General features: G+C 40.8%; 27 protein-coding genes. 7 read left to right on the top strand and 20 right to left on the bottom strand.

Going from position 1 to position 25,331, the window contains the following annotated elements:
* The first annotated feature begins 481 nt into the window (after positions 1-481).
* Entirely contained in the window at positions 482-961 is a 480-nt protein-coding gene (locus L1264_RS18900; protein WP_135922822.1) for an RNA recognition motif domain-containing protein, read from the top strand.
* Here the strand turns inward: L1264_RS18900 and murI are convergent.
* Positions 924-1,718: a glutamate racemase gene (murI, locus tag L1264_RS18895; RefSeq protein WP_199526740.1), complete on the bottom strand. Its 795-nt coding sequence runs from the start codon at positions 1,716-1,718 to the stop codon at positions 924-926. The genes L1264_RS18900 and murI overlap by 38 nt on opposite strands.
* A gap of 66 nt (positions 1,719-1,784) precedes the next feature.
* Positions 1,785-2,903, bottom strand: a complete 1,119-nt coding sequence (locus tag L1264_RS18890) for a DUF5610 domain-containing protein (RefSeq protein WP_199526739.1) — start codon at positions 2,901-2,903, stop codon at positions 1,785-1,787.
* Between the two features lie 164 nt (positions 2,904-3,067).
* Between L1264_RS18890 and trmA the strand changes: the two genes are divergently transcribed.
* The gene (gene trmA / locus L1264_RS18885; protein ID WP_135922825.1) at positions 3,068-4,165 is read left to right on the top strand and encodes a tRNA (uridine(54)-C5)-methyltransferase TrmA; all 1,098 of its coding nucleotides are present in this window, start codon (positions 3,068-3,070) and stop codon (positions 4,163-4,165) included.
* Between the two features lie 2 nt (positions 4,166-4,167).
* Here the strand turns inward: trmA and L1264_RS18880 are convergent, their stop codons facing one another.
* The 5 genes from L1264_RS18880 to ccoG form a co-directional block, all read right to left on the bottom strand.
* Entirely contained in the window at positions 4,168-4,623 is a 456-nt protein-coding gene (locus tag L1264_RS18880; protein WP_199526738.1) for a DUF523 domain-containing protein, read from the bottom strand.
* A 57-nt stretch (positions 4,624-4,680) separates the two neighbouring features.
* On the bottom strand, positions 4,681-5,319 hold the full coding sequence (locus L1264_RS18875; protein ID WP_135922827.1) for a thiol:disulfide interchange protein DsbA/DsbL: 639 nt from the start codon (positions 5,317-5,319) through the stop codon (positions 4,681-4,683).
* Positions 5,320-5,337: 18 nt separating this feature from the next.
* The gene (locus L1264_RS18870) at positions 5,338-5,961 is read right to left on the bottom strand and encodes a thiol:disulfide interchange protein DsbA/DsbL (protein ID WP_138558764.1); all 624 of its coding nucleotides are present in this window, start codon (positions 5,959-5,961) and stop codon (positions 5,338-5,340) included.
* A gap of 30 nt (positions 5,962-5,991) precedes the next feature.
* Positions 5,992-6,966: a serine/threonine protein kinase gene (locus L1264_RS18865; protein ID WP_199526737.1), complete on the bottom strand. Its 975-nt coding sequence runs from the start codon at positions 6,964-6,966 to the stop codon at positions 5,992-5,994.
* Between the two features lie 65 nt (positions 6,967-7,031).
* Positions 7,032-8,462, bottom strand: coding sequence for a cytochrome c oxidase accessory protein CcoG (ccoG, locus tag L1264_RS18860; protein ID WP_199526736.1), 1,431 nt, complete (start codon positions 8,460-8,462; stop codon positions 7,032-7,034).
* Positions 8,463-8,729: 267 nt separating this feature from the next.
* Here ccoG and L1264_RS18855 point away from each other — a divergent pair, with 267 nt between their 5' ends.
* Both L1264_RS18855 and L1264_RS18850 read left to right on the top strand, forming a co-directional pair.
* Positions 8,730-9,089 (top strand): hypothetical protein, encoded by a 360-nt coding sequence (locus tag L1264_RS18855; RefSeq protein ID WP_135922831.1) that lies wholly within the window; start codon positions 8,730-8,732, stop codon positions 9,087-9,089.
* Positions 9,089-9,292 carry a hypothetical protein gene (locus L1264_RS18850; RefSeq protein ID WP_135922832.1) on the top strand — a complete coding sequence of 68 codons (204 nt, stop codon included), beginning with the start codon at positions 9,089-9,091 and terminating at the stop codon, positions 9,290-9,292. Before L1264_RS18855 ends, L1264_RS18850 begins: the two co-directional genes overlap by 1 nt.
* Here the strand turns inward: L1264_RS18850 and L1264_RS18845 are convergent.
* From L1264_RS18845 to gspC, 13 genes are all read right to left on the bottom strand, one after another.
* Positions 9,289-9,903 (bottom strand): UPF0149 family protein, encoded by a 615-nt coding sequence (locus L1264_RS18845; protein WP_138558767.1) that lies wholly within the window; start codon positions 9,901-9,903, stop codon positions 9,289-9,291. The two genes, L1264_RS18850 and L1264_RS18845, sit on opposite strands and share 4 nt — an antisense overlap.
* A gap of 19 nt (positions 9,904-9,922) precedes the next feature.
* A complete protein-coding gene (locus L1264_RS18840) occupies positions 9,923-10,681 on the bottom strand; it encodes a type II secretion system protein N (protein ID WP_135922834.1) in 759 nt (252 codons plus the stop codon).
* A gap of 3 nt (positions 10,682-10,684) precedes the next feature.
* A complete protein-coding gene (gene gspM, locus L1264_RS18835) occupies positions 10,685-11,158 on the bottom strand; it encodes a type II secretion system protein GspM (RefSeq protein WP_135922835.1) in 474 nt (157 codons plus the stop codon).
* On the bottom strand, positions 11,155-12,366 hold the full coding sequence (gene gspL, locus L1264_RS18830; protein ID WP_138558769.1) for a type II secretion system protein GspL: 1,212 nt from the start codon (positions 12,364-12,366) through the stop codon (positions 11,155-11,157). Before gspL ends, gspM begins: the two co-directional genes overlap by 4 nt.
* Entirely contained in the window at positions 12,363-13,358 is a 996-nt protein-coding gene (gene gspK / locus L1264_RS18825; protein ID WP_171040472.1) for a type II secretion system minor pseudopilin GspK, read from the bottom strand. The genes gspL and gspK overlap by 4 nt, the downstream gene beginning before the upstream one ends.
* Complete coding sequence (gspJ, locus tag L1264_RS18820) at positions 13,355-13,993, bottom strand: type II secretion system minor pseudopilin GspJ (protein WP_135922837.1); 639 nt, start codon at positions 13,991-13,993, stop codon at positions 13,355-13,357. Before gspJ ends, gspK begins: the two co-directional genes overlap by 4 nt.
* Entirely contained in the window at positions 13,993-14,367 is a 375-nt protein-coding gene (gspI, locus tag L1264_RS18815; RefSeq protein WP_135922838.1) for a type II secretion system minor pseudopilin GspI, read from the bottom strand. Before gspI ends, gspJ begins: the two co-directional genes overlap by 1 nt.
* Positions 14,367-14,966, bottom strand: coding sequence for a prepilin-type N-terminal cleavage/methylation domain-containing protein (locus L1264_RS18810; protein ID WP_199526735.1), 600 nt, complete (start codon positions 14,964-14,966; stop codon positions 14,367-14,369). Before L1264_RS18810 ends, gspI begins: the two co-directional genes overlap by 1 nt.
* 52 nt (positions 14,967-15,018) lie before the next feature.
* A complete protein-coding gene (gene gspG / locus L1264_RS18805) occupies positions 15,019-15,441 on the bottom strand; it encodes a type II secretion system major pseudopilin GspG (protein ID WP_135922840.1) in 423 nt (140 codons plus the stop codon).
* A gap of 74 nt (positions 15,442-15,515) precedes the next feature.
* Positions 15,516-16,751, bottom strand: coding sequence for a type II secretion system inner membrane protein GspF (gene gspF, locus L1264_RS18800; protein ID WP_138558770.1), 1,236 nt, complete (start codon positions 16,749-16,751; stop codon positions 15,516-15,518).
* Positions 16,752-16,753: 2 nt separating this feature from the next.
* On the bottom strand, positions 16,754-18,319 hold the full coding sequence (gene gspE / locus L1264_RS18795; RefSeq protein ID WP_235404359.1) for a type II secretion system ATPase GspE: 1,566 nt from the start codon (positions 18,317-18,319) through the stop codon (positions 16,754-16,756).
* A complete protein-coding gene (gene gspD, locus L1264_RS18790; RefSeq protein WP_135922843.1) occupies positions 18,312-20,375 on the bottom strand; it encodes a type II secretion system secretin GspD in 2,064 nt (687 codons plus the stop codon). The genes gspE and gspD overlap by 8 nt, the downstream gene beginning before the upstream one ends.
* A 22-nt stretch (positions 20,376-20,397) precedes the next feature.
* Positions 20,398-21,339, bottom strand: a complete 942-nt coding sequence (gspC, locus tag L1264_RS18785) for a type II secretion system protein GspC (RefSeq protein WP_199526734.1) — start codon at positions 21,337-21,339, stop codon at positions 20,398-20,400.
* Positions 21,340-21,545: 206 nt separating this feature from the next.
* On the opposite strand from gspC, the gene hslR reads away from it, so the two are divergent.
* The 3 genes from hslR (at position 21,546) to L1264_RS18770 (ending at position 24,642) form a co-directional block, all read left to right on the top strand.
* Positions 21,546-21,968, top strand: a complete 423-nt coding sequence (gene hslR, locus L1264_RS18780; RefSeq protein ID WP_421968124.1) for a ribosome-associated heat shock protein Hsp15 — start codon at positions 21,546-21,548, stop codon at positions 21,966-21,968.
* Positions 21,969-21,980: 12 nt separating this feature from the next.
* Complete coding sequence (gene hslO / locus L1264_RS18775; RefSeq protein WP_135922846.1) at positions 21,981-22,826, top strand: Hsp33 family molecular chaperone HslO; 846 nt, start codon at positions 21,981-21,983, stop codon at positions 22,824-22,826.
* Between the two features lie 277 nt (positions 22,827-23,103).
* On the top strand, positions 23,104-24,642 hold the full coding sequence (locus L1264_RS18770; protein ID WP_199526733.1) for a phosphoenolpyruvate carboxykinase: 1,539 nt from the start codon (positions 23,104-23,106) through the stop codon (positions 24,640-24,642).
* Positions 24,643-25,331: the final 689 nt, after the last annotated feature.

Here is a 25,331-nt window from a genome sequence, read left to right as displayed (position 1 = left end):
TTAGTAAACTAAGCTTCGCTGTTAGAACTCAATCTGTACGAGTGCCCACACAGATGATTGCTTTATATTGTTAAAGAACGTTTCGAGTTGCTTTCGCGTCTCGAGGGATGCGTATAATACATCCTTAATTTTTTGAGTCAATACTTAATTTCAAACTTTCTTTCGATAATTTGAAACCGAAGTTTCACTTAACTCTCTGCTACATTGTTCAGCGCCTTTCGTTGCTGCCCGCCGTGTCAGTGGGGTCGCATTATAGGGAGATCTAAAAACAGATCAACACTTTTTTTTGATCTTTTTACTGTTCGCTCAAAAAGCGAACTAAATTTACCGAAAATAGCAAAACAGGTTGCGATTATGGCTGTTTTTTAAGCCAATATTCATAATTTAATGCAAATTTCATTGCTATGTTCATTTAACTCGTTAAGATAGCAAGTTCACAATGTTAAATTAATGTTTATTTCTTGTTTATTGGTAGATCAAAATGAAATTACCCGATCAAAAATCTTTTCTTTTCTCCGTTATTCTTGCTGTATTAGGGTTTGTTGTTGTTAAGTTTGCATTCGCGAGCTTAGCGTTAGACCCAGCATTGCTATTTGGTGCAGGCTTATTAATTGGTGCTTTAGTTATTGCAGCTCTTTCATCAACGTCAAGTGAGGAGGCCGAAGTAAAAACAAAAACACTTTATGTTGGCAACCTACCTTATCGTGCAAATGAAGGTGTTGTTCGTGCTTTATTTGAAGAACAAGGCAAAGTGTTCAACGTACGTTTATTAAAAGATAAAAACACAGGTAAACGCCGTGGCTTTGGTTTTGTTGAAATGGCTGAAGTGGATGCAGATAATGCAATTAATCAATTAAATGATAGTGAGTTCCAGCAACGTACTTTAAAAGTACGTGAAGCAAAACAAAAACAAGAGAACGAGGCTAATGGTTTCCGCGAGGGATCTGATCAGTCAGCGTAATGAGTTCTACACTTAATTGCGAATGACAAATAGGAGCCGTTGCATAATAGTGCAGCGGCTTTTTTTTACCTGTTGTAAAGGTAAAGCCACGTAAAGAGATTAAACTCTCAACCCGCTTAGCAATCGCTTTGCCTGAATCAATAAGTATGATCCGTTGTTTGTAGTAATCACTAATCGCGCTGGCAAGTAATGGAAAGTGCGTACAGCCAAGTACCAACACATCTATCTCTTCTGCTATCGCTAAATCACTCAATACTTTTGCAAGCTTTGCTTCATTAAGTATCTGCGTATGAAATAGTGCTTCTGCAATTTCCACAAGCGTCGTTGAACCATATAAGCTGACTCGAGTGCCTTGGCTATGAGTACTAATTAAGTTTGCAGTATAGCGGCTCTTGGTTGTTGATGGGGTTGCCAATAACCCGATATGTTTACTTTTACTTATAGCGCACGCAGGCTTGATCGCTGGCACTACACCAACAACTTCTATATTAGTATAAGGTCGAATTGCCTCTAAGGCTGATGTTGAAGCGGTGTTACAGGCTATTACTAGTATATCTACCTGCAGCGCTCTACTTTCTATAAAGCAAAGTAAAGCAAGTAAGCGGTCAATAATGGTTTGTTGGCCTTGAGAACCATAAGGTAATAATGCATTATCCATGAAATAGCTATAATCAGCATTTGGGATCAATGCTTGGATCTGTTCAAGTACAGTGGTTCCACCTATACCTGAATCAAACACCATAATATGGACTGACAAACTGCTTACCTCGGATCATCAAAGGCCAGCAGTTTGCCATGCAGTTTTAGAAAAAGAAAGTTGCGGTTATGAGTCTTGCTCAGAAGCTGAACGCAACTTGTTCATTTGCTCGAACATTGCTTTGGTATAATCAACTAACTTACTGACTTCCTCTTTGTCTTGATTCAACCATTGTAAGATACCAGCTAGTTCATTTTGCAAACCTATGTCGCCGGCTTTATTAAATGCCTGTTTTAGGTCGTCATTAAACGGCGCTATTTTCTCGGCGACTTCTTTTTCAGGAGCTGGTTTATATTCTTCATAGCCTTTTATCGCAGCCACTGTTTTGGTTTGTTTCAGATCCATCGTAAAGCCAACGAGTTGTTCATTACCTAAGTTCAACTCTTTCGCTTGTTCAAAGGCTTCTTCTAATGAACCAGAGAAGAATGTCTCACTGACACTTTGCAAGTCTTCCATCAATTCATTGATGGCTTGCTGCTCTTGCTCATTTAAATCGCCATTGACTGTCATCGAAAATGACAAGTCGCGTGATTGCGAAGATTCACTAACAAACGCTTCGTTATCGCCATTTTTACTGTAGCTACTTGCCGATTTACTTTCATAGGCATCTGCAAAGCTAATACTTACTTCATCACCTTCAGCCGTTGTAAAAGTGTATTCTGCGTTATTACTTAAACTAAGGTATTGAGCTTGGCTTACTGAAACTGCGTTCGGTTTAGGGTTGAATAAATCATCTTCTAGCTCATCTATACCTTTATAGATGCCTTCTTTAGATTTTTCGATGCCTTCTTTTATATCATCATTAAGAATGCCTGACTCTTTGAGCTCATCATACGCATCGTCGATACCCATTTGCACACCTTTGCGTGCATCACCTAGCATGCCTTTGAGTTTTTCATCATCAGCACCATCGGCTTTTGCTTTGCGAAGTGCGCCGCCAACAAAGTCGAGTACGTTTTTAACGATCTCTTCAAAATCAAATAGCGGTTTATCTTTTTTCTCTTCAGCTTTAGGTAAGCCAAGAGCTGCAGCTAGTTTATCATCAAGAACTTTTGCTGCCAGCTCTCGCCCGCGTTGCTGATAACTGTCTTGACGATTTTGAATGACAGGCTGCTGCAGTGCCTGTTTGCCATTGTATTTATTCACATTTGTATTAGGTATATAGCCTAGATTGCCAATTTTCATGATCCGACTCCATGTTATGGTTATCTCATTATCGGCCAAAAACCACATAACTTAAGTTTTTTGTATAAAAAAACGACACTAAAATAAATAACAAAACTAGACAAATCCTCAGCGCTCCCTACAATAGCGCCGTTATAAAGCTAAGAGATAAAAGGTAATCAGCCATGGCGGTTATAAAAATTGATACAACTCAATACGATGCACAATTGAGTGAGAAAGAGCAGCGCATCACTAACCAGTTTCGACGTTTTGGAGTCGAAAAATTAGAGGTGTTTGGCTCTGATCCTATTCATTACCGCCAACGTGCAGAGTTTCGTGTATGGCATGAGGGTGAAGACTTATTTCACATCATGTTTGATCAGCAAACCAAAGAGAAAATTCGTGTTGATGAGTTTGACCCTGCAGCACCTTTAGTCGGTGAAGTGATGCAAGCCATGATCGAAAACTTAAAGGGCAGCGAAATTCTGCGCCGTAAGTTATTTCAAATTGATTACCTTTCTAGCCTAAGTGGTGAAATCCTCGTTAGCTTGTTATATCACAAACAATTAGATGAGCAGTGGTTACAAGCAATTAAAGAGCTGAAAACAAAATTAAGCGCACAGTTTAAAATTGATTTTATTGGCCGTGCGCGTAAGCAAAAAGAAGTGATTGGTAACGATTACGTCATTGAGCGTCTTAATGTAAACGGTAAAGAATTAATTTATCAACAAGTCGAAAATAGCTTTACGCAACCGAATGCGAAAGTGAATATCAAGATGCTAGAGTGGGCACAAGCACTATGCCAGCCACTTAGCAATGACTTACTGGAGCTATACTGCGGGAATGGTAATTTCTCAATTGCCCTTGCGGGTTCATTCGACCGGGTATTAGCCACAGAGATTTCAAAATCATCGGTTTACTCAGCGCAATACAATATCGCGCAGAATAAAGTTGAGAACTTAGATATCATTCGTATGTCGAGTGAAGAGTTTACTCAAGCGATGAAAGGCGAGCGTACTTTCTCTCGTTTAGATGGCATTGACCTGACAAGCTATAACTGCCAAACAATCTTAGTAGATCCACCACGCGCAGGCATGGACACGCTAACGTGTGACTTAGTTGCTAACTACGACAATATTATTTATATCTCGTGTAATCCAGACACCCTTGAGCGTGACCTTGATCACCTATGTAAAACCCATGAAGTAAAACGTTTTGCGATCTTCGATCAATTCCCTTATACCCACCACATCGAATCAGGTGTGTTTTTGCAACGCAAATAAAATCATTTCTCTGCCAGCGCAGCAAATAGCGCTGGCAACTGCTGCTCGCTGTAGACTGCTATATTATTCTCGGTTAACAGCTTTGCAGTTAATCCCATGCCTGAAATTTTCTTTCCAGAATGACTACCATCGTAAATAGTATTGCGACCGCATGAAGGACTTGATTCTTTTAATAACGCATAACGAATGCCCTGCTTTTGACAAAGCTTAAGTGCTTGTTCTGCGCCGTAAGCAAATTGTACAGTTACATCCTGCGAATCTTTGGTAAGTACTCTTCCTGCTTTTATTTCTGCAGGCGGTCTTGGCGTGGGCAGCCCACCAGCTACTTCAGGACAGAATCCGATGAGCCTTCCCTGCTGTTTGAGTGTTTCTAAGCCTGGATGAAGTAAATTTTGCGATTGCCCATCATAACGAACAGGGTTTCCTAATAAACAACTTGAAACTAATAATTTTTGCATGTGCTGTACCAACAAAAAAGCTCCGCGAACGGAGCTTTTATTTTAATTAAGCTAAGCTTACTTATCTGCTAGGTAATTAATTAAACCAGCCATGCTTTTGGCATCGCTAATACCTGAGTCTGCACCTAAGATTAAACGGTATTTACCGTTAACAATAAAGGTTGGAACGCCTTTTAAAGCACCTTTTTGTTGATAGTACTCTTGATCACGTGCCATTTTAGACGCCATCGTGCGTACAGAAAAACTGTTGTAGTACTTATCAAAGTCTTCTGCTGTTACACCTTGTGAAACGAAGATGTCTTTCATATCAGCTAATTCATTAATGCGTGCACGCTTGGTATGAATATGGTTAAAGATAGCAGCTATAATCGCCTCTTTTTGTGGAAGGACGGCAGCAGCAGCCATAGATTGCGCTAAAATAGTTTGAATTTCTGGGTCACGAGGACCAACAAAATTCACTGAACTTTTCTTAAAAGTGATTTTTTTGTCTAATAACGGCTTTAGTTCTTTTACAACCGGTTCAAAGTTATTACACGCGGGGCAATAAAATGAAAAGAACTCTTTTACTTCTGGCTTTTTAGAAGCGCGTGCATCAATTGTTTCATAATGCTTCCCTTCTTCGTATTGCGCTGCCGTTGCATTAGCCGCTAAACCTAGCGTCATAGCCATTAATGCAGCCTTTACTAACTTGATCATTACTTCATCACTCCAACATTATTGTTTTAATAAAAATGCGACTAACTCATCAAGCATCTGTTGGCTCTTGATGGTATTTAAATTAATTTTATATTTATCATTAACGATAAAAGTAGGTACGCCTGTTAATGCGCCCATCTCTGAGTACTGCTGTTGCTTGTCACGCATTGCCTTCTCTGCGCTGATCACTGGCATACTCGCAATATCAGTATCAAACACGTCACTTGTAATACCGTTAGTGGCCAGTAATGCTTTAACATCTTTTAGGTCTTGAAGCAGTACACGTTGCTTGTGGATGCTATTAAAAATTTGGTCAGCAACTTGTTCGCCTTTACCATGCTGTTTAGCAATTAGGTAAGCATAACTTAGGTTACTTTGTGTTTGCTTTGAAACACCACCTAAAAAGTTAACATGGCTTTTTACAAACTCTGTGCCTTCTGGCAATTTAGACGCAAGCGCTTTTGCAACTGGCTCAAATTGAAAACAATGTGGACAATAGAATGAGAAAAACTCTGTAACTTGCGGCGCTTTACTTTTTTCAACGTTTAATACTTCGTATTGATTTCCCGCTTCAAAATTCGCTGCTAATGCTGCGAATGGTAAACATAAAATAAGTAGACTTAACTTTAATTTTTTGAACATTGTTTTCTCGTCTCTAATTAAATTTAAAATTTATGGTAATAATTTTAACGGCGCTTCTTGTAACGCTGCAAGTTGTTCTTTTAGGGCTAATATTTGCTGTTCCCAGTATTTGTCTTCAGCAAACCAAGAAAAGTTCCGAGGAAATGCCGGATCATCCCACCTTTTTGCAAGCCAGCCCATATAATGAACCATGCGCATCGCTCTGAGTGGCTCAATTAACTTTAATTGGCTGTGATCAAAGTCACAAAATTCTTCATAAGCAGCCACTAAGGTGTCTAACTGTAACAGTTGATTGTTACGATCGCCACTGAGCATCATCCATAAGTCTTGAATTGCAGGGCCTTGACGACTGTCATCTAAATCAACAAACATCAATGCATCACCTGACCACAATATATTTCCAGCATGACAGTCGCCGTGCAGGCGGATAGTTTCAACATTTTTATACTGCTCGGTGGTTTCTTTGATAACTAAATCTAAAATTGTATAAAAAGGGTTTTCAAGTGACATGGGCACCAAGTTACTTGCTTGTAACTGAACTTTAGCTGTCTGTAGGTATTCTTCGCAACTGATCACCGGACGATGTTTAAAAGGAGCGGCTTTTGCTACTTGGTGCATTCGTCCGATTAAACGGCCAAGCACATCGAGTTGATCTAAATTATCAACTTCAAAAATTCGACCACCAACACTTGGAAACAAAGCAAATAAATAACCATTATGTTCAAATAAGCTTTGCCCATCTTTTAGCACAGGTGCAACAATAGGCACCTCTGCATCGGCCAACTCAAAGGCAAATGCATGCTCTTCTAAAATTTGCTCTTTACTCCAACGCTCAGGTCGGTAGAACTTAACGACATAACGATGACCATCTTCTGCTTTAAATTGATAAACACGATTTTCGTAGCTATTTAAAGCCAATAAACCTGATTCAGCATAAATACCTATACTCTCGACTGCATCTAAAATTGAATCAGGCGTCAGGTCAACAAAACTAAATTTACTCATAATGTCTCATCATATAAAAAAAGCGGGAAAACCCCGCTTTTTATTCATCTGCTCAGTGTACTGAATTATTGTCCTTTAAAGAAGTTACTCGACTGCGAAATCTGCACATCAGGCTGACCATCAACAGAAAGTATAAATTCGAACTTAGTCATCGGTTTCTTCAAATCATAGGGATCGACAACCAGTGATAAAGGTACGTTATACGATTTGCCAGATGAAACGGTAAAACTTTGCTTACCTATATATTCAAAGTTATCTAACCCTTCAACACTAATATTAAACGTCTGGTCGTACTGAGCTTTATTGATCACTTTTAGTGTGTAGGTGTTTTCGACCAAGCCGTTAAAGTCAACTCGGTATAACTGATTGCGGTCGCGAATAATGTCAAAATCCATTGGTTTTCGCATCGCAATATTAGTGATCAAAGCACCGGTTAAGATTACTAAAATAACGAGATAACCAATTAATTTAGGACGCAACGCATGAGTTTTATTATCAGGCGTTTCTAAATTGCGCTCTGTGGTGTACGAAATAAGCCCGCGTGGATAATTCATTTTATCCATTACTCCATCACATGCATCTATACACGCACCACAGTTAATGCACTCATATTGTAAACCATTACGAATGTCGATACCGGTTGGGCACACCTGCACACACAAGTTACAGTCAATACAATCACCTAAGCCAAGCTCTTTTGGATCTTGTTTACGTGAACGTGGGCCACGGCTTTCACCGCGCGCTTCATCATAACTTACCGTGAAGGTATCTTTATCGAACATCGCTGATTGAAAGCGTGAATAAGGACAAATATGTAAACACATAATTTCACGCATCCAACCCGCGTTACCATAAGTACATACCGCAAATACCGCTAAACAAATATACGAATACGCTGTTGCATCAAGCGTAAACAGATCAGGTAGTAGCTGGCGAATAGGTGTGAAGTAACCGACAAAGGTAAAGGCGGTATAAAGTGAAAATAACCACCAGCTGGTGTGCTTCGCAGTTTTACGCCAAAATTTATCAAAGTCCATAGGACGCTGATCAAGCTTTTTACGTTGATTGGCACTACCTTCAAACTTTTCTTCAAACCAAATAAAAATAAAAGTCCAAACGGTTTGTGGACAGGTATAGCCACACCAGACACGTCCATAAAAAGTAGTCACTAAGAATAATGCAAACGCTGCCAGCATTAAAATGAAAGCAAGGATAGTCAAATCTTGCGGCCAAAGCGTCAACCCAAAAATATTAAATTTCTGACCTACTAAATCAAACAATACAGCTTGTTGGCCGTGAAAATTAATCCAAGGAAGAAGCATAAACGCAAGCATGCCTACAAAGCCAATTCGCTGCCTTAGTAATTGATGTAAACCTTTTACAGCTCTTACATAAATTCGGTTACGTGGATTAAACCTATCATCAAGGGAAGCATTTTCCGGTTTTTGGATTTTTACTTCCGTTGGGATATTTTTAACTTTAATTTGTTTATCCATCAAAATTCCTCAACGCCACTAGGAAATATGTTTTTCATTTATAGGCTTGCAAAATCAACTAAGCAAATCAGAATACATCTCATTACATTCAAAGATTTCTGAAACTTCTAACCTATCGTTGCTATTATACTCAATCTATAAAAAATTTCAGGTTTTGATCTCACCTATTATTTTTAACTATTTAATCTTATCTGCTTGCTTTTAAAACAACCATTTTATTAAACTTGTCACTAAACCTCCTTTACTTAGATCAAAGATGATTGTGTTATGAAAAAATTTCTTATTTTAGTGCTTATTGTTTTAGCATTGTTCACGATTGACCACCCTTTGATCAAAGAGCCTAGAGAGCGCTTATTAGGCGATGGCATAAGCTTGCTTTCTGATGCTAGTAAAGTAAATCGAAGCCCAGCGGCTAATCTAGCTAAAAGTAATATTAAGACCCAACTTAATTTATCAAACTCTGAGCTAGAGTATGTTGAAGACACATTTACAACCGATGAAAAGCTGCAAGTATTCCATTTGCATTACTGCCGAGAAAAAGATATTAATTTATACTTTTACGGCGAGCGCCTAAACCGCGTATGTAGTATTGTCGCAAATGCATTGGAAGAAAGGTTAAACAAGTAGTGGATTTTTCAGCGCTTAATAAAAGAACGAGTGACTCATTTGCAAAGCAACGCAATATGCTAAAAAAGCTGAGCAAAGGACAAACCTTGTACTGTGAAACATGTAAAGGTGCCCTCACCTTAGATTTAAAAACAGATCAACCAGGTAAAGGCGTTGTGCGCTGTGCAAAAGGTTGCACAGATATTCTATTAGAGCTGGGTTAATTCCAGCCCTCATCATTATAAAGCTGACTATTTACCGCAGCCACCTCTATTAGTTCAGCAAAACCAGTGGCAAACTCATTCATTACTTCATATTGCTGCTGGCAAAGCTGTCCTTCAGATAAACCATTTTCGGTTGCAATAGCGGCGATTTCAGTACTTTCAATGGTAAAAAAACCTAAGCTCTGTAAGGCGGTTGTTAATGCTTCTTTGAGCTCATCGGCTAAGTGCGGCGCTCCCAATAGCTTATTCAGGTAGCCTTGTGCTCCGTGTATGAAGCCTTGGCTCCAATGCTGGCATTCTTGAATATCTAAATAGTCCTGTCCTTGTGAGCTAAATTGCAAGCTCACAGGTAATGAAAAGCCGGTTTCAAATACTTGTTCACTAATTTTTTGATACAAGGCCATAAAAGCAAACAATACTTGCTCATCCATTTGCCCATCACAGCCTGGCGCAATTTCTTCTAACCACTGATGAACATCAAGCGGCTCTGGTGCGCAAATTACTGCAAACAAATAGCCTTGGGTTTGTGCTAATGAAAGAGCATTTTGTTGCTGTGCCAAAAATTGGCTCAGTAAATCACTTTGCTGCTTTGAAAACTCAGGTAATTGCATATTGTTCTATTAGTCCAGTTTAAAAGTTAAGCGGATATCGACCTTCATTATCTGCACGACCAAGAAACTTTGCAGCATCATGCACTTCTTTTGGTAAGCTTGCCTCTGGTTTAATATAACCTGCAACTTTAAAATCTAAATTCGCTTTTAATGTTGCATCAGCTTCAAGCCCTAAACGATTATCAGGATCAACCAGTACTGCAATATCACCTGATTTACAACTTAAGCGACCACTTAACGGACCAATACTGAACCAGCCATTCATCCCTTGCACATCAATATTAGGACTGGCAATTTCACCTGCTAAGCTGTCACAGTAAGGCTGACCAGAACTGTATTCATCTAGGTCAACAATCACACGTCCTTGAGCATTAATGGGTAATGGCAGCTTTAGGCGCTCCATTGCACGCTCAACAGTTAAACGTAAGGTGGTATTTTTAACAGTGACTGACTGATTAAATAGCCCATATGAAAAGTCTGCGCGGCCAGAAATATCAGCCTTATCACGTGGGTCTCCAAAGCGAACAGTACCTACTAACTTACCTGTAAATAGTGACCAGCCCGATAATTGCCAACGAACATTATTTAATTGTTCACCATCAAAACGCACTTGCATTACACGGCCGTCCCACAGTGAGCCACTGGCTTTACCCAACTGCAATTGTTTTGGTAAATGAGGTGCCGCTAAATCGAGTGCAACACTGGCGGGTGTTTTAATAAGCGTAAACACCAAAAAACACATCACAAACACAGTGATTAATAAAATAATTTTTTTCATCGCTTACTTCTCTAGTACCAAACGACTTACACGCACAAAGCCCGGCTTGTCATCTTTACTTAAATCTAAATTTTCGATGAGAACCCCTTGCGAATTGACCAGCTCATCAAGCCACTCAACAAGTTTATTAAATTCAACAGAATCAATTGTTAAGCGTAATGAATTATCATTTGGTTGCATTTTGCTAATCGTGATCTGATAACGGTTACGAGTACTGTTGACAATTTGACTTAAATTGCGGTTATTGGTGACTCGCGCGCTACCACTGGCTTTAAGCTTGACGATACTGTCATCTACCCAAGCAAGTAGTTCTTGCTGCTTAATATTGTCTTGTTCAGCTTTTTCTATTGCTGTATTGAGAGGCCTGAACACACCCATTACCAGCACAAAAATCACAAACACAACGCCAGCAACCATGACAAGTTGCTGCTCTTGTTCTTTTAATGAACGCCAATAATTAATTAATTGGTCTTTCATGCAGCACCTCGCAACTTAATTTCACCAACGACATAATCGCCATCATTATTCAAGGAACCTTGATCAACCGTTAAACCACGTTGTTCTAAGATAGCTTTCACCTTGCCAAATGATTGGAAATCTTTGCCTCGCGCACGAATACGTAATTCATTGCGGCCATGATCATAACGGAGTGTCTCTGGGGTAAAATCTTTCACTTCTGCAAAGATTGCAACCAGATCATTAGTTAAGTCTAAGAAACCTGCACTGTTTCCGCCCTCAATAAGTGCCAGCTCGTTACGAATTTGGCTTCGAATTAATTGCGGACGTACCTTTTTATTGGGAAAAGCACGTTGATAATTTGAGACGACTTCTGCTTTGGTTGCTTCTAGTTGGCTGTTAAGTTTATAAAGTTCGAGAGACTTAACACCTACACTACACACTAAAGCGATGCCAGCAGCAATCGCCGCTTTTTTCCAATAGCCCCACCAAATAGCAGATTTTTTCTTTAGCTGGTAAATACCTTGACGTAAGTTAAAACTTACTTCAGGTAATTGCTTTGCAAACAAGGCTAAAGGCAAATCATACTGCTCTGTTTTGGCTGTCAGTGTGACCGTGTCTGGAAAGTCAGTTGCCGGGCTAAAATGAGCAACACTAGGATTACCTATAGCGGTTAAATAACCGTGCAACCAACTCTTTTCTACAGCTGCTATATGCCAATCACCAAGCTTACATAACCACTGACCATTTAACTCTACAGCGCGAAGCTGAGTATGATCCTCAACGCGTGGCAACAATAATGCGTCAGGAAGTACTTTAAATACTTCAATAGCGTGCTCACTAAATTGAGCTAACCATTGCTCAAACCACTCTCGGTCAGTCATCGCAATATTAATTGCATGCTTTTCTTCGATAGTTGTTGGCTCAGCGATTGCGATAAATAAATCGTCGACATCGCAAGCTATTTCTTCTTCTAGCATGTAAGGAAGTGCTTGCTCTAGCTTACGACTCCACTTAGTTGGCAGTGCTACTGTTTTTAATTGCACTTGGTCGCTTGGCAATAGAACAACGACCTCACGTGATTGTGCTTTTTCTGTTAGTTCACCAAGATGTGCCGCGTTGGCAATATCGCCACTAGCAATTATTTCTTCTTCTGTTGGTGAGTAAATAAGCCAGTTAAGGCTGTCTGTTAATGTATGACCCGTACGGATCAACAATATTTCTGTCACTGTACGCCTCCAAATTTTCGCGCCAGTATCGTTACTTTACCATTATTGGCATGGAGTAAGGTGGTCATCGAAAAACGCAGCTCTGCAAATTCAGCCTGCGTTTGTAGTTTAAAGTATTCACTGTTGATGGTGAACAGGCCTTCAACTGCTTTCACATTCTGTGCGCCCTGTTGATTTACCTCTTCAAAAAATGCTTCTAAATCATCAAAGCCTTTTTCAGGGCGTGATGATAAAACGGTTTCTGCGCCAGAAAGACTAAGCCCCTCAATGAGTGAGCTTAAAATAATCGCACTTTCTGTCGGTAGCGTATTTACATTAATAGCCATGAGTTCACTACCTGGGATCACACACACAAATGGTAGTATTTTTTCCATCACTAGTGGGTTAAAACCTTTTATTAAACGCAGTTCAGATGGAGAAGCGAAATAACTGTTAGCTGTCATATAAGGATAATCTCGCGATAAGTATTCGTCTTCTTCGGCACCTGAGCGATAGGTAATGCTATCAGCATCTAGCCAATCATAAACGCTATCAGCCATGGCTTCTTCTGACTCATCAGAGGGTAAATCCTCTATATTCTCTAATAGTGCTAAGAGCGCTTTATGTGCTGGATTTGTTTTGTTATTAGGATCTTTTTCTAGGTCAGGTTCAGCATGCAATGCATTCAAATTTAGGCACGCCTGTAAATCTGTGATTGTCCCAGTTAACATGCCATGATCAACTGGATAAGGAACCCCTCCTTGTTGTGCCCACACTTGCCCTAAATGTGTTTTATCTGGATCATCTTCTTTAGCTTGTTTTAGCGCTTTAATTGCTAATTCTTCAGCGGCAAACGCATACCACTTTGCTTGCTGATGATTTTGAATATTGCTGCTGCGCTGTACCTGCACCATTAAATTAGCACTCATTTCGACAGCTAACATAGCAGCAAGCGCTACAATAAATAACACAATCACGAGTGCAGCACCTTGAGAGCGTTTAAAACTAATCATGGCTGACTATTCGCTCCTTGTGTTGAGGTCGTAACTTTACCTTCACCTGGCACTAAAAATACGCGACGAATTGGCTCTTGCTCAATTTTTTTAATGGTGACGGCAACCGCTTTAGGAAGTGCTTTTATTTGCCATTGCTCTTGCCACTCATCTTTATCATCTAAAAACTCAAACTTAAGTTCTTCAATATCTTCTAGAATCACTTGAGAGCGTGGTTCAATATTATCTAATTGATCAACATAAACGCGGTAAACACGTTCTAAGTTATCATCAATAACGCGATAACCAACAGCTTGTAATTCAGAGCGTGGCAGTAAGTTTATTGGGTTAACCCAGCCATCTCGTACAAAGCCAATGCCATCGTATTGGCTGTCCAATACGTAGCGCCCTGCTAAAATGTACGTATCTTGAAAATCACCGGCTTCATTGCGCACTTGGCGCTTAGTCATCTGACTAAAATCTTGGTCCATCAGCCGAAACAATGTTTGTAAACCGTTAAGTTCAGCAATGGTTTCATCTGAGGCATCTTTGGCTTTGGTCGTCGAGTCTAAAATTTGATGTGTTGAGAGCACCACGAAAGCTAAAATGCCCATGGCAATAATCACTTCAAGCAAAGTAAAACCGCGTTGCTTCACTACTTATCACCTTTATTTAAATAAGTAGAAAGCTCATAAACTGGGTATTCTAACTTTTCATCTGCAAATACATTAATAGTCACTTTAACAAAGCTTTTGTCAGCAGTTGGCACGACATCTTGTCGCCAATACCAGTCAAAACCTGCAAGTGTCTGCGTCCCTTTTGTGCCGTTCTTCCCTGCCCACTTTTCACCTTTGGCACGTTGCTCAACCATGACATTTTCAGCAACCCATGATGCATATGTTTGTTCTTCTATCGACGAAAGATGATTAATGTGCTCACCAGTCGCCTGCATAGCGGCAATGCCCGCCATTGCGCAAATAGCGAGTGCAACCATTACTTCTAATAACGTGAAACCCGTTGATTTAATCATTATTCTGGTTCCCTACGAAGCTTAACAGGGGCCATGAATTCGCCTTCAATAAAATATTGCGGCTCACGCTCATCTTTAAGCTCATAAACCAATTGAAACGCACTCACCTCGCCAGAAGAGAGTATAAGTACTTGCGGTATTTTCAGCTTTTGTAACTCAAGTAAACTATCTTCATCACCGCCACTCATTAACTCGCGCCAGTTAGACTGCTCAAGTAAGTTTTGTTCAGCCCATGCTAAATCATCAAGATTTAGTGTTAGCTTAAACCGTTCATCGACTTTAATTGGTGCAAATAGTTTTTCACGGTCAAAGGTTATCCATTTTTCACCATCAAAAACCAAAAATTCAAGTGTTTCTTTATCAAGATGAAAACCGAGCTCAACTTGGTTCAAAATGGCGAACTCAGATGCCATATTAATCGCGGTATGTATTTTGAGCGCTTGTTTTTCGAGTTCTTCCTCTGCCCCCCCATCGAAACTATAAGCGACCATTTTGGTAACAAAGCCAATTACCACAAGCACCATTAAAATTTCGATGAGGCTAAACCCTTTGGCACTGCCTGCCCGAGAAGCCAAATGCAAACGACCAAGGCTTACCATAACAGTAAGCCTTGTTCAGTAATAACATTGAGCAAATGGCTAAGCATATACATTATTGCTTTTCTTCATCCCAGTTACCGATATCATCATCAGTGCCGGCTTCACCATCCGGACCCATCGAGAAAATATCAACTTTACCGATTTCTCCTGGGCTGATTAGCTGGTATGGATTACCCCATGGATCCTCTGGTAGCTTTTCAAGAAACCCACCATCAGGAAAACGCTTAGGAATAGGCTCAATACTCGTTTTAGTAACAAGTGCTTCAAGCCCCTGCTCTGTCGTAGGATACGTTTTGTTCTTAAGCTTATAGAGACTTAACGCATCTTCGATTTGTTGAATATCTAGATGTGCTTTGTCGATTGCTGCTTCTTCTTGCTGCCCCATAATATTTGGCGCCACAATTGACATAATCATACCGATGATAACCAGTACCACCATGACTTCTAATAATGAGAAACCTGACTGTTTGTTCACAAAAAATACCTCTAACTTACTTCAATAAATTATTATAGAGCACAGTAATAACTGCTACTCTACCGTTCCCTGATTTAAAGACCTACAGCTTTATTCATTGCCATAATTGGTTGCAGTATCGCCATTACAATAAACAAAACAATAACAGCCATTGAAGCTATCATCGCAGGCTCTAAGAGCTTTAACGATACATTAACCATGCTTTCAAACTCGCGATCTTGGTTGTTTGCCGCGCGTTCTAGCATTTGTTCCAATTCACCTGATTTTTCACCACTGGCAATCATATGTAGCATCATCGGTGGAAACAGCTTCGTTTGCTGAAGTGCAGCACGAAGGCTGGCACCCTCACTGACACGCGTTGCTGCATCTTGCACCGATTTTTTCATTTTTTCGTTCACTAATACCCCACCTGAAATACGCATTCCTTCAAGTAAGGGCACCGAACTAGATGATAAAATACTTAATGTTCGTGCAAAGCGGGCAGTATTAACACCTCTGGCTACTTTACCAATACCCGGTAAATACAACACTTTTTCATCAAACCAATAGCGAATATGCGGTCGTTTCAGCGCCTGCTTTATGCCTACCGCTATGGCAGTTATGACCACCAAGCTAATAAACCAGTAATTTTGTACAAAGTTACTGGCCGCCATAACCCATTCTGTAGTCCAAGGTAAAACTTGCTTAGACTTTTCAAATGTCTTTAAAATCTTAGGCACTACAGTACCGAGCAACACAGATACGATAGCAATTGCAAATACAACAAGGATAGTCGGATACACCATCGCTTGTGTTATTTGACTACGCATATGCTGTCGTTGTTCCGTGTAATCAGCTAAACGATTAAGAACTTGATCTAAGTGACCTGACTTTTCACCCGCTGCTACCATTGCGCGATATAAATCATCAAACACATGCGGAAACTCACTCATGCCATCGGCAAGCGTATAGCCTTCAACTACTTTTGAGCGTACGGCCATCAACATGCGCTTTAAGCGTGGCTTCTCACATTGCTCTGCGACCGCCATTACAGCCCCTTCCACAGGTAAAGCCGATTGAATCAAGGTGGCAAGCTGACGGGTAATTAAAGCTAAATCTGAGGTGGAGATCTTTGGCTTAAAAAAACCACTAAAGAGAGACTTTTTAGCCCCTTTCACTTGTTTTTCGCCTTCTGCCGCAGCAACAACCTCTAAAGGCATTAGGCCTTGATCACGCAAAGTTTGGCGAATTTGTTTTACCGTATCGGCCTCAAGAATGCCTTTTTTCTCTTTACCTTTACCATCTAAGGCTCGGTACTCAAACGCTGCCATAGTTAACCTTCCTCACGTGTTACACGTAAGACTTCTTCTAAGGTTGTACGGCCAGCTAATACACGGCTACAGCCATCCTGACGAATACTTGGGCTATGCTTGCGGATGTATTTCTCAACGCTTTGCTCACCTTTACCACTGTGGATCATTTCACGAATTGTTTCATCAACAACTAATAATTCATGAATACCTGTACGACCGCGATAACCGTTAAAGTTACACTCTTCACACCCTACAGCTCGATAAATTGTTGGTGGCTCAGCAGGGTTTACACCCAGTAGCTGACACTCACGTTCATCGGCAATGTGACCTTCTTTACAAGTATTACATAAAGTACGCACTAGGCGTTGCGACAATACACCAAGCAGGGACGAAGAAAGTAAGAAAGGCTCAACACCCATGTCTTCCATACGTGTGATTGCACCGGCTGCCGTATTAGTATGCAGAGTCGACATTACTAAGTGACCAGTTAATGACGCTTGAACACCTATTTGTGCTGTTTCAAGGTCACGGATCTCACCAACCATTACTACGTCAGGGTCTTGACGAAGGATGGCACGCAAACCGCGTGCAAAGGTCATATCTACTTTAGTATTTACCTGAGTTTGACCAATACCTGGGATCTCGTACTCGATTGGATCTTCAACGGTAAGAATGTTGCGATCGCGTGAGTTGATTTGGCTCATACCCGCATACAAGGTGGTACTTTTACCTGAACCTGTAGGACCGGTTACTAAGATAATACCGTGCGGCTTACTGATTAAATCAGCGAACAATTCACGGTTACGCTCAGTCATCCCTAAATCTTCAAGATTCAAGCGCGCATTATTTTTATCAAGTAGACGCAGCACGACACGCTCACCAAAGCTTGATGGCATCGTTGATACACGCACATCAACAGCACGACCAGCAATACGTAAACTAATACGCCCATCCTGCGGGATACGTTTCTCTGCGATATCGAGTTTTGCCATAACCTTAATTCGCGACACTAACAATGAAGCGAGTTTACGATTAGGTTTTAATACTTCTTTTAAAACGCCATCAACCCTAAAGCGAATAACAAGTTCTTGCTCGAATGTTTCGATATGAATATCCGAGGCACCTTCTTTAATTGCTTCGCTCAGCATCGCGTTGATTAGCTTTATGATTGGTGCATCATCATCACTAGCCAAAAGATCTTCAGTTTGCGGTAATTCATCGGCCAACGAGAATAAATCAACCTCGTTACCAATATCTTCCATCATCTGTTGCGTTTCAGAACTATCACGCTGGTACGAAGCCTCTAGCAATAGCTCAAATTTATCATCTGGTAATTGCTCTAACGAAAAACCATGACCGGCAATACGACGTACTTCAAGCAGTGCATCTAGGTTTAACTCACCGCGATAAAACACAGTCCAGTTATCTTGATTTTTGCTTAGCAATACGCCTGTGCGACGTGCATACGAGAACGGCAACCGCTTCGTTGGCAAGCTAACAAGATCATCACTTGTTAAAAGCTCATCATGAGTAGTTGTCGTGTCATGGACTAACTCGTCATTAATCTCGGTAATTGCATTAGTCATCGTTGCGCTCATTCGCGTTTTGTTGTTTTAGGTACTCTTCGTAAGTTGGCGGTAATACCAAAGCGTCATTCCATTCAGGAAGGATTGGTGCATCCGTCAACGGCATTAAATCAATACCATCTTCTTTTTGTTTATGTTGTTCGCCACGGATAAAGTTATATTTCGAGTGGCTCAGTTTATTCATGCTAATGCCATCGCGCACAATGGTAGGACGAATAAATACAATCAAGTTACGCTTGCGTTTATTTGTACTTGTTGAACGGAATAAATGACCAAGTACAGGGATATCTCCTAATAATGGCACTTTAGATACACTTTCCTGCACATCTTCATCAATCAAGCCACCAAGTACAACCATGCCACCATCGTCAGCCATAACCGTGGTTTTAATAGCACGCTTATTAACTGAAATATCAACTGCTGTAGCGCCACTAACACTTGATACTTCTTGTTCAATTGTTAGCTGTACTGCAGAGCCGTCATTAATTTGCGGTGTTACTTTAAGCTTTACACCCACTTCTTGACGTTCAACTGTTTGGAATGGATTTGCGTTATTTGAGCCTGTTTGTGAGCCTGTGATAATAGGTACTTCTTGACCAACAATCATCGACGCTTCTTCGTTATCCATGGTCGTAACAGACGGTGTGGCAAGAATGTTTGAGTTAGTATCTGTAGATACTGCTTGAATAATTGCACCCCAGTCATTTTTCACGATACCCATTGCGAGTCCGTTAATACCACCAAGCAATTGCCCTAAAGGACCTAAATCACCTTCTACAGTTTCTTCATATGGCGTTGTATTACCAGTCTCACTGCCTGTAATCGTTTTTTGTACCGTTTTATCACGTGCTTGCTCAGCTGCAACAGCTAACGAACCAACAGGCACTGTTGTGCCGTTGTTGAACTGCATCATCCCGCCTTGCTCCGAAATCCATTGCAAGCCTAAATTGATACCATCAGCTTCTAACACTTCAACGATAATAGCCTCGACAAGTACCTGCGCTCGGCGTACATCAAGACGGTCTATTACTTGTTCAAGTGAGCGCATGGTATCTGGCTGGGCAGTAATAACCAGCGAGTTAGAATCTGGGTGCGCTTCAATACTTGTTTCGTTTTGGTTGCGCGTACGAGTCTTAGTTGCACCACCTTGCGCATCTTCTGCTAGCGTTTTACTCACACCCTGTAATACTTTTACAAGATCTTCAGCTTTTGCGTAGTTTAAATAGATAACCTTGGTATTACCTTGGTTTTCAAGCTCTCCATCTAGGCGACTGATAAGATCAACAGCACGAGTTCGTGCTTGTGCTTCACCGCTGACAATCACACTGTTAGTTCGTCCATCAGCAACAACTTTAGGGATCAAAAACTCTGGAATGCTGCCTTTGCCACCATCTTTGTAAATATTATCAACAACAGACACTACATCGTCTGCGGTAGCAAATTTAAGTTTTACGATATCAACGCGTTTATCACCCGCTTGGTCAACTGAGCGTATAATTTCGACTAAGCGGTTCACCGATGCAGCATGGCCTGTCAACATCATCACGTTTGCAGCATTAAAGTTAGCAACATGGCCACCATCTTTTTGGTCATTAAACTGACGAATGAGTGGGCCTAATTCTTGTACACTAACATTCTTCACTCTAACGACACGCGTCACCATCATATCGCCACTGGCTTGATTATCTTCAGTGATCAAAGGGACGTTTGATTTTTTTGCGTCTGAGCTTTTCTCAATCTTGATAATACCGTTATCCATTTCTACCACTGAATAACCGTATACTTCGAGTACATTTAAGAAGAACTGATAATAGAGTTTTTCATCCATTAATTCGTAGCTGCGCACATTCACTTTACCGCGCACACTAGGGTCAATAATCACCGTTTTATTTAGGTTTTTACCCACGATATTAATGAATTCATTAATATCTGTTCCCTTAAAGTTTGCTGCATATTCAACAGCAGAAACTGAAAGCGATAATCCTGTTAATAAAAAAAGCGCTGCATATTTTGCTAACCCTTTCTTAATTTTTCTGAGGTGTAGCGCGTGAACCATTCTATAAAAACTCCAAAGCTAGTTATTGCAGGCTAAATTGCACATCAATTTGCTCACCATCGCGTTCGATAGTGATGCTGGCGTCAGTACTATTTCGTAATTCGTTAATTGCTGACATTGCCTGTTTTAAATCGTTTAATTGATAGCCATTTATTGCAATAGCTAAATCATTATTCATTAATCCCATTTGCTTAAATAGCGCAGGGTCTTTTCCTGGGCTTAAGCGGTAGCCCACCAATTCACCGTCTACCATCGCTTGAGAAACACGAATGTAGTCAAATAATTTCCCTGGATCGTCTAATACTTCTTCGCGGGTCTCGATAAGAGCGTCTTTTACCTCTTCATCTTCTGTCGCGTTAATTTGTTCAATTTCATCAAGCTGAGGACCATCCATTAAAGCTGGCTCTTCACGCTCTGCCAATACTGGCATAGACACTGTTTTAGTGAAGTCGAGTCCATCTAGCATTAGAGTCTCGAAACGGCCATTAACATCTAAAATGACACGGTCAGGTAATACCTGAGCTAGCTTTGCGCGAGTGCCTTGAACAGCATCATCAACCACATAAGTTTCTTGTTTACCCTGTGATTCAATTATTGCAAGACCAGCTTGATCATTTTGACTTACCGCAACAATGCCAGTCAGATTTATACTGAGGCGAGTTTCAGGGGCATTGTTAATAACTTTATTCTGTTTTTTTGTATCATTTTTACTTTCGGCTACTGCTTTACCGAATAAATTTTGCTCAATGATTTGTCTCGAGTTTACGGTTTCAACTCGTTTTGAAGTGGTATAACCGCTATTGATTGGCAATGCTTTGGTATCAGGCTCAGGCCAAACTAGCCAAAACAACTTTGAAGATAAAAATGCAATATAAACAACAACTAACAGCACTACAAATGCACTTAGCTTGGCGTGTGGTAAGCCGTTTAAAAACTGTCTAACTTGTTGTAAGTGTTGTTCCATATACTCTATTTCTTTTTTTAATTTACAGCTTGATAGCTGGCCTATAGTACCTTTTCATTTTTCATTCAACAAGCACACCTATATTAAACTTTGTAAACGAGGTTATTTTGCAGAACAAAGCAGGTAAGGAATAGCTATGACTATTTCTTTGTTATTAAGTTTCATGGTAGATTTTGTCTATATATTAGCAGCTTTAAAAGAGCACAATTGTGTCAAAAGGTAACACTCAGCAGTCGAAAGATACTAAAGATGAGTTAAGCGTGCGCCTTGATAAGTGGTTATGGGCTGCCCGCTTTTACAAAACTCGTTCAGTCGCACGAGACATGGTGCAAGGTGGCAAAGTACATTATAATGGACAACGAACAAAACCCAGCAAGATCGTCGAGGTGGGTGCAGTCGTAAAACTGCTGCAAGGAGTCGACGAAAAGGTTGTGATAATAGAAAAGATCCTTGAAAAACGTCAAGGCGCCCCCATTGCACAAACCTTATACCAAGAAACTCAAGCAAGTATTGAGAAACGCGAAGCAAATGCTATCGCCCGTAAGAACAACAGCTTCTTTGCTCCACATCCTGAGCGTAAACCAGATAAAAAGCAAAGACGTGAACTGTTAAAACTGAAATCAAGTTAGGTAATGCAACTCATGCAACAAGATTTACTTCATCGTTATATATTTGATCAGCTTGATGTACGTGGTGAACTCGTACAAATTGACAAAACTTATCAAGAAATGATCGCGAACCATAATTACCCTGTTGCAGTGCAAACACTGTTAGGTGAATTGCTGGTTGCGACATGCTTATTAACAGCCACATTAAAGTTTGAAGGTGAAATCGCCGTACAACTACAAGGTGATGGCCCTGTAAAATACGCTGTAATTAATGGTGACGATAAACAAAATATGCGTGGTGTCGCTCGCCTGCAGGGTGAAGTAACAGGCAGCACTATTAAAGAACTAATTGGTAATGGCTACATGGTTATTACTATTACACCTACAAAAGGCGAACGTTACCAAGGTATTGTGCCGCTAGAGCACGATAGCTTAGATAAATGTCTTGAAAACTACTTTGAACAATCAGAGCAGTTAAAAACACGCCTTTGGTTTGCAACTGAGGTTACAGCAGAATCAGCAAAAGCTGCTGGCTTATTTTTACAAGTATTGCCTGTAAATAAAGAAAAGTCAGTTGAAGACTTTACGCATCTTGAAGCTATCAGTAATACCATCAAAGATGATGAATTATTACACTTAGATGCAAACACAGTACTAACTCGTCTATATCATGAAGACAACCCGCAGTTATTCGAGCCACAAGCAATCAATTTCCGCTGTGGTTGCAGCAGAGACAAAACTATTGCTGCACTCGTTAATGTGGGCCAAGACGAATTACTTGCAGATGTAGAAGCAAATGGTGAAGTGAAAATTAGCTGCCACTATTGCTTAAAAGACTACATTTTCGATGAACAAGAAATAAAGTCTATTTTCAATTAAAACTGCAACTATAATATTATTATATTAAAAGCCGCACTGAGTGCGGCTTTTTTATTAAAAAAAGTTTAAAAACTAATGATACCGGTGTCATGAAAAAGTGACATTTTATGACACCGGTATCATTGAAATTATTCATGTTTTTTGCCAAATATATGCCTTTTTAAGCCCTTCAGACACTCGAATATCCCTAATCCTTCTGTTACTATTCTTTTAGCAAAAGGGAAAACTAAGAACCCCAGAGCTATCCCGTTCAATCTCTCACAATTTAGGTATAAACATGACTGCAAACGCTACTAGTTTTGTTGATCTTACTGCAGCTGAACTTGTCGAACACGCTATTCGTCGTGGCGAAGGGACTCTAGCCGCTAATGGTGCTTTTGTTGCAAAAACCGGTGAACGCACTGGCCGCTCTCCAAAAGATCGTTTTATTGTTCAAGAGCCAAGCACTGAAAACGAAATCCAATGGGGCAACGTAAACCGCCCATTCGATGCAGACAAGTTTGACGCGTTATGGGCACGTGTAGAAGAACACGTGAAAAGCAACGACCACTTCATCTCTCACCTAGAAGTTGGCGCTGATCCTGAGCACTATTTACCAGTTGTAGTTACAACAGAAACTGCATGGCATCATATTTTTGCCAAAAACATGTTTATCGAACCTCAAACATACAATACTGCTGACTTCCCTGAGTGGCAGGTAATGAATGTACCTTCATTTGTATGTGACCCAGAGCGTGATGGCACTAACAGTGATGGCACTGTAATCATCAACTTCGCACAACGTAAAGTGTTACTGGCTGGTATGCGCTACGCAGGCGAAATGAAGAAATCAATGTTCTCTGTTCAAAACTTCCTACTTCCTGCAAAAGGTGTATTACCAATGCACTGTTCTGCAAACGTAGGTGAAGCAGGCGACACAGCCTTATTCTTCGGTTTATCTGGTACAGGTAAAACAACATTATCAGCGGATCCTACTCGTTTCCTTATTGGTGATGACGAGCACGGTTGGGCACCTGGTAGCGTATTTAATATCGAAGGTGGTTGTTACGCGAAATGTATCGACCTATCACAAAAGAACGAACCAGTTATTTGGAATGCAATTCGCTTCGGTACAATCTTAGAAAACGTGGTACTTGACGAAAACCGTGTACCAGATTTCCATGATACCAGCCTTACACAGAACAGCCGTGCAGCTTACCCTCTAGAGCACGTTGAAAAACGTAAAGTAGAAAACCGAGCTGGCGAGCCAAAAGCCGTTGTATTCTTAACATGTGACGTGAGCGGTGTGTTACCTCCAGTTTCAGTACTAACTGAAGAAGCTGCAGCGTACCACTTCCTTAGCGGTTACACTGCGAAAGTTGGTTCAACTGAAATCGGTTCAACTAGCGACATCGAGTCTACATTCTCAACATGTTTCGGTGCTCCGTTCTTCCCACGCCCTGCAGGCGTTTACGCAGAACTTCTAATGAAGCGTGTACGTGAATTCGGCGCTAAAGTATACCTAGTTAACACAGGCTGGACAGGCGGCCCTTACGGTACTGGTCAACGTTTCGATATCCCAACGACACGTGCTGTAGTTGATGCAATTGTATCTGGTAAACTAGCTGACGTAGAAACTCAACACATCGACGTACTTAACCTAGATGTACCAGTGGCAGTACCTGGTGTAGACAGCCAACTTCTTAACCCAATCAACACATGGGAAGATAAAGAGAAGTACGCAGAATACGCAAACAAACTAGCTTCAGACTTCACTGAAAACTTCGCCAAATACGATGTTTCAGAAGCAATCAAATCAGCAGGTCCAAAAGCTTAATATCAAGCTTACCTTCAGATTTAAAAACGCCAGCTATATGCTGGCGTTTTTGTTTTTGGGGGATGAGTTAGCGAGAGTAGCGTTTGAAGTCTGCCGTAGGTTGGGTAGAGCGTAGCGAAACCCAACATCAATAGAGCTTTCAGCCGCCAGCTGTCAGCCGCGCGGTGGAGGTGTTTTGTAATGCGTCTCCATCTGCCGGGGGCTGTAGCTTCTAGGCTCTAGGCAAAGTGTACTTGTAGGAATGGCTTTAGCCATGAATGTGTTTGTTCTGGTCTAGATTCGGCACTGAAGTGCCTACTACGACGTTTTGTTGCTGAGGGTGACTCAGTTACTTAACAACCCGGTAGATCAACTAACATCTATTATCTGCCGTCTGAGATACGCATCACGTAGGAATGGTTTCTGCCATGAATATGCTTGTTATGGTCTGAATTCGGCACTGAAGTGCCTCCTACGGGGTTTTGTTGCTGTGGGTGACTCTCTACTAAACAACCCAACAATTCAACTTTACCCTTGCTAACTAGAAACTCGCTAACTCGTTGGGTTTCGCTCCGCTCTACCGAACCTACCTGGAGAATGAACAGGGAGTGCTGAGGGAGTCTCTGTACTAAACAACCCCGCAGTTCAGCTGATGTCTGATGGCTGAAAGCTGACAGCTAAAACGCAAAAAAGCCCGACTCTTTCGAATC

The sequence above is a fragment of the Pseudoalteromonas sp. APAL1 genome (assembly GCF_021532475.1).
GTDB lineage: Bacteria > Pseudomonadota > Gammaproteobacteria > Enterobacterales > Alteromonadaceae > Pseudoalteromonas > Pseudoalteromonas lipolytica_C.
Note: the sequence above shows the minus strand (reverse complement) of the source record. Positions and strands in the feature narration are given on the sequence as shown.

Coding starts and splice junctions, on each gene's coding strand:
- L1264_RS18900 (WP_135922822.1), top strand. CDS start 482: ATGAAATTACCCGATCAAAAATCTTTTCTTTTCTCCGTTATTCTTGCT.
- L1264_RS18890 (WP_199526739.1), bottom strand. CDS start 2,903: ATGAAAATTGGCAATCTAGGCTATATACCTAATACAAATGTGAATAAA.
- trmA (WP_135922825.1), top strand. CDS start 3,068: ATGGCGGTTATAAAAATTGATACAACTCAATACGATGCACAATTGAGT.
- L1264_RS18880 (WP_199526738.1), bottom strand. CDS start 4,623: ATGCAAAAATTATTAGTTTCAAGTTGTTTATTAGGAAACCCTGTTCGT.
- L1264_RS18875 (WP_135922827.1), bottom strand. CDS start 5,319: ATGATCAAGTTAGTAAAGGCTGCATTAATGGCTATGACGCTAGGTTTA.
- L1264_RS18870 (WP_138558764.1), bottom strand. CDS start 5,961: ATGTTCAAAAAATTAAAGTTAAGTCTACTTATTTTATGTTTACCATTC.
- L1264_RS18865 (WP_199526737.1), bottom strand. CDS start 6,966: ATGAGTAAATTTAGTTTTGTTGACCTGACGCCTGATTCAATTTTAGAT.
- ccoG (WP_199526736.1), bottom strand. CDS start 8,462: ATGGATAAACAAATTAAAGTTAAAAATATCCCAACGGAAGTAAAAATC.
- L1264_RS18855 (WP_135922831.1), top strand. CDS start 8,730: ATGAAAAAATTTCTTATTTTAGTGCTTATTGTTTTAGCATTGTTCACG.
- L1264_RS18845 (WP_138558767.1), bottom strand. CDS start 9,903: ATGCAATTACCTGAGTTTTCAAAGCAGCAAAGTGATTTACTGAGCCAA.
- L1264_RS18840 (WP_135922834.1), bottom strand. CDS start 10,681: ATGAAAAAAATTATTTTATTAATCACTGTGTTTGTGATGTGTTTTTTG.
- gspM (WP_135922835.1), bottom strand. CDS start 11,158: ATGAAAGACCAATTAATTAATTATTGGCGTTCATTAAAAGAACAAGAG.
- gspK (WP_171040472.1), bottom strand. CDS start 13,358: ATGATTAGTTTTAAACGCTCTCAAGGTGCTGCACTCGTGATTGTGTTA.
- gspI (WP_135922838.1), bottom strand. CDS start 14,367: ATGATTAAATCAACGGGTTTCACGTTATTAGAAGTAATGGTTGCACTC.
- L1264_RS18810 (WP_199526735.1), bottom strand. CDS start 14,966: ATGGTAAGCCTTGGTCGTTTGCATTTGGCTTCTCGGGCAGGCAGTGCC.
- gspF (WP_138558770.1), bottom strand. CDS start 16,751: ATGGCAGCGTTTGAGTACCGAGCCTTAGATGGTAAAGGTAAAGAGAAA.
- gspE (WP_235404359.1), bottom strand. CDS start 18,319: ATGACTAATGCAATTACCGAGATTAATGACGAGTTAGTCCATGACACG.
- gspD (WP_135922843.1), bottom strand. CDS start 20,375: ATGGTTCACGCGCTACACCTCAGAAAAATTAAGAAAGGGTTAGCAAAA.
- gspC (WP_199526734.1), bottom strand. CDS start 21,339: ATGGAACAACACTTACAACAAGTTAGACAGTTTTTAAACGGCTTACCA.
- hslO (WP_135922846.1), top strand. CDS start 21,981: ATGCAACAAGATTTACTTCATCGTTATATATTTGATCAGCTTGATGTA.
- L1264_RS18770 (WP_199526733.1), top strand. CDS start 23,104: ATGACTGCAAACGCTACTAGTTTTGTTGATCTTACTGCAGCTGAACTT.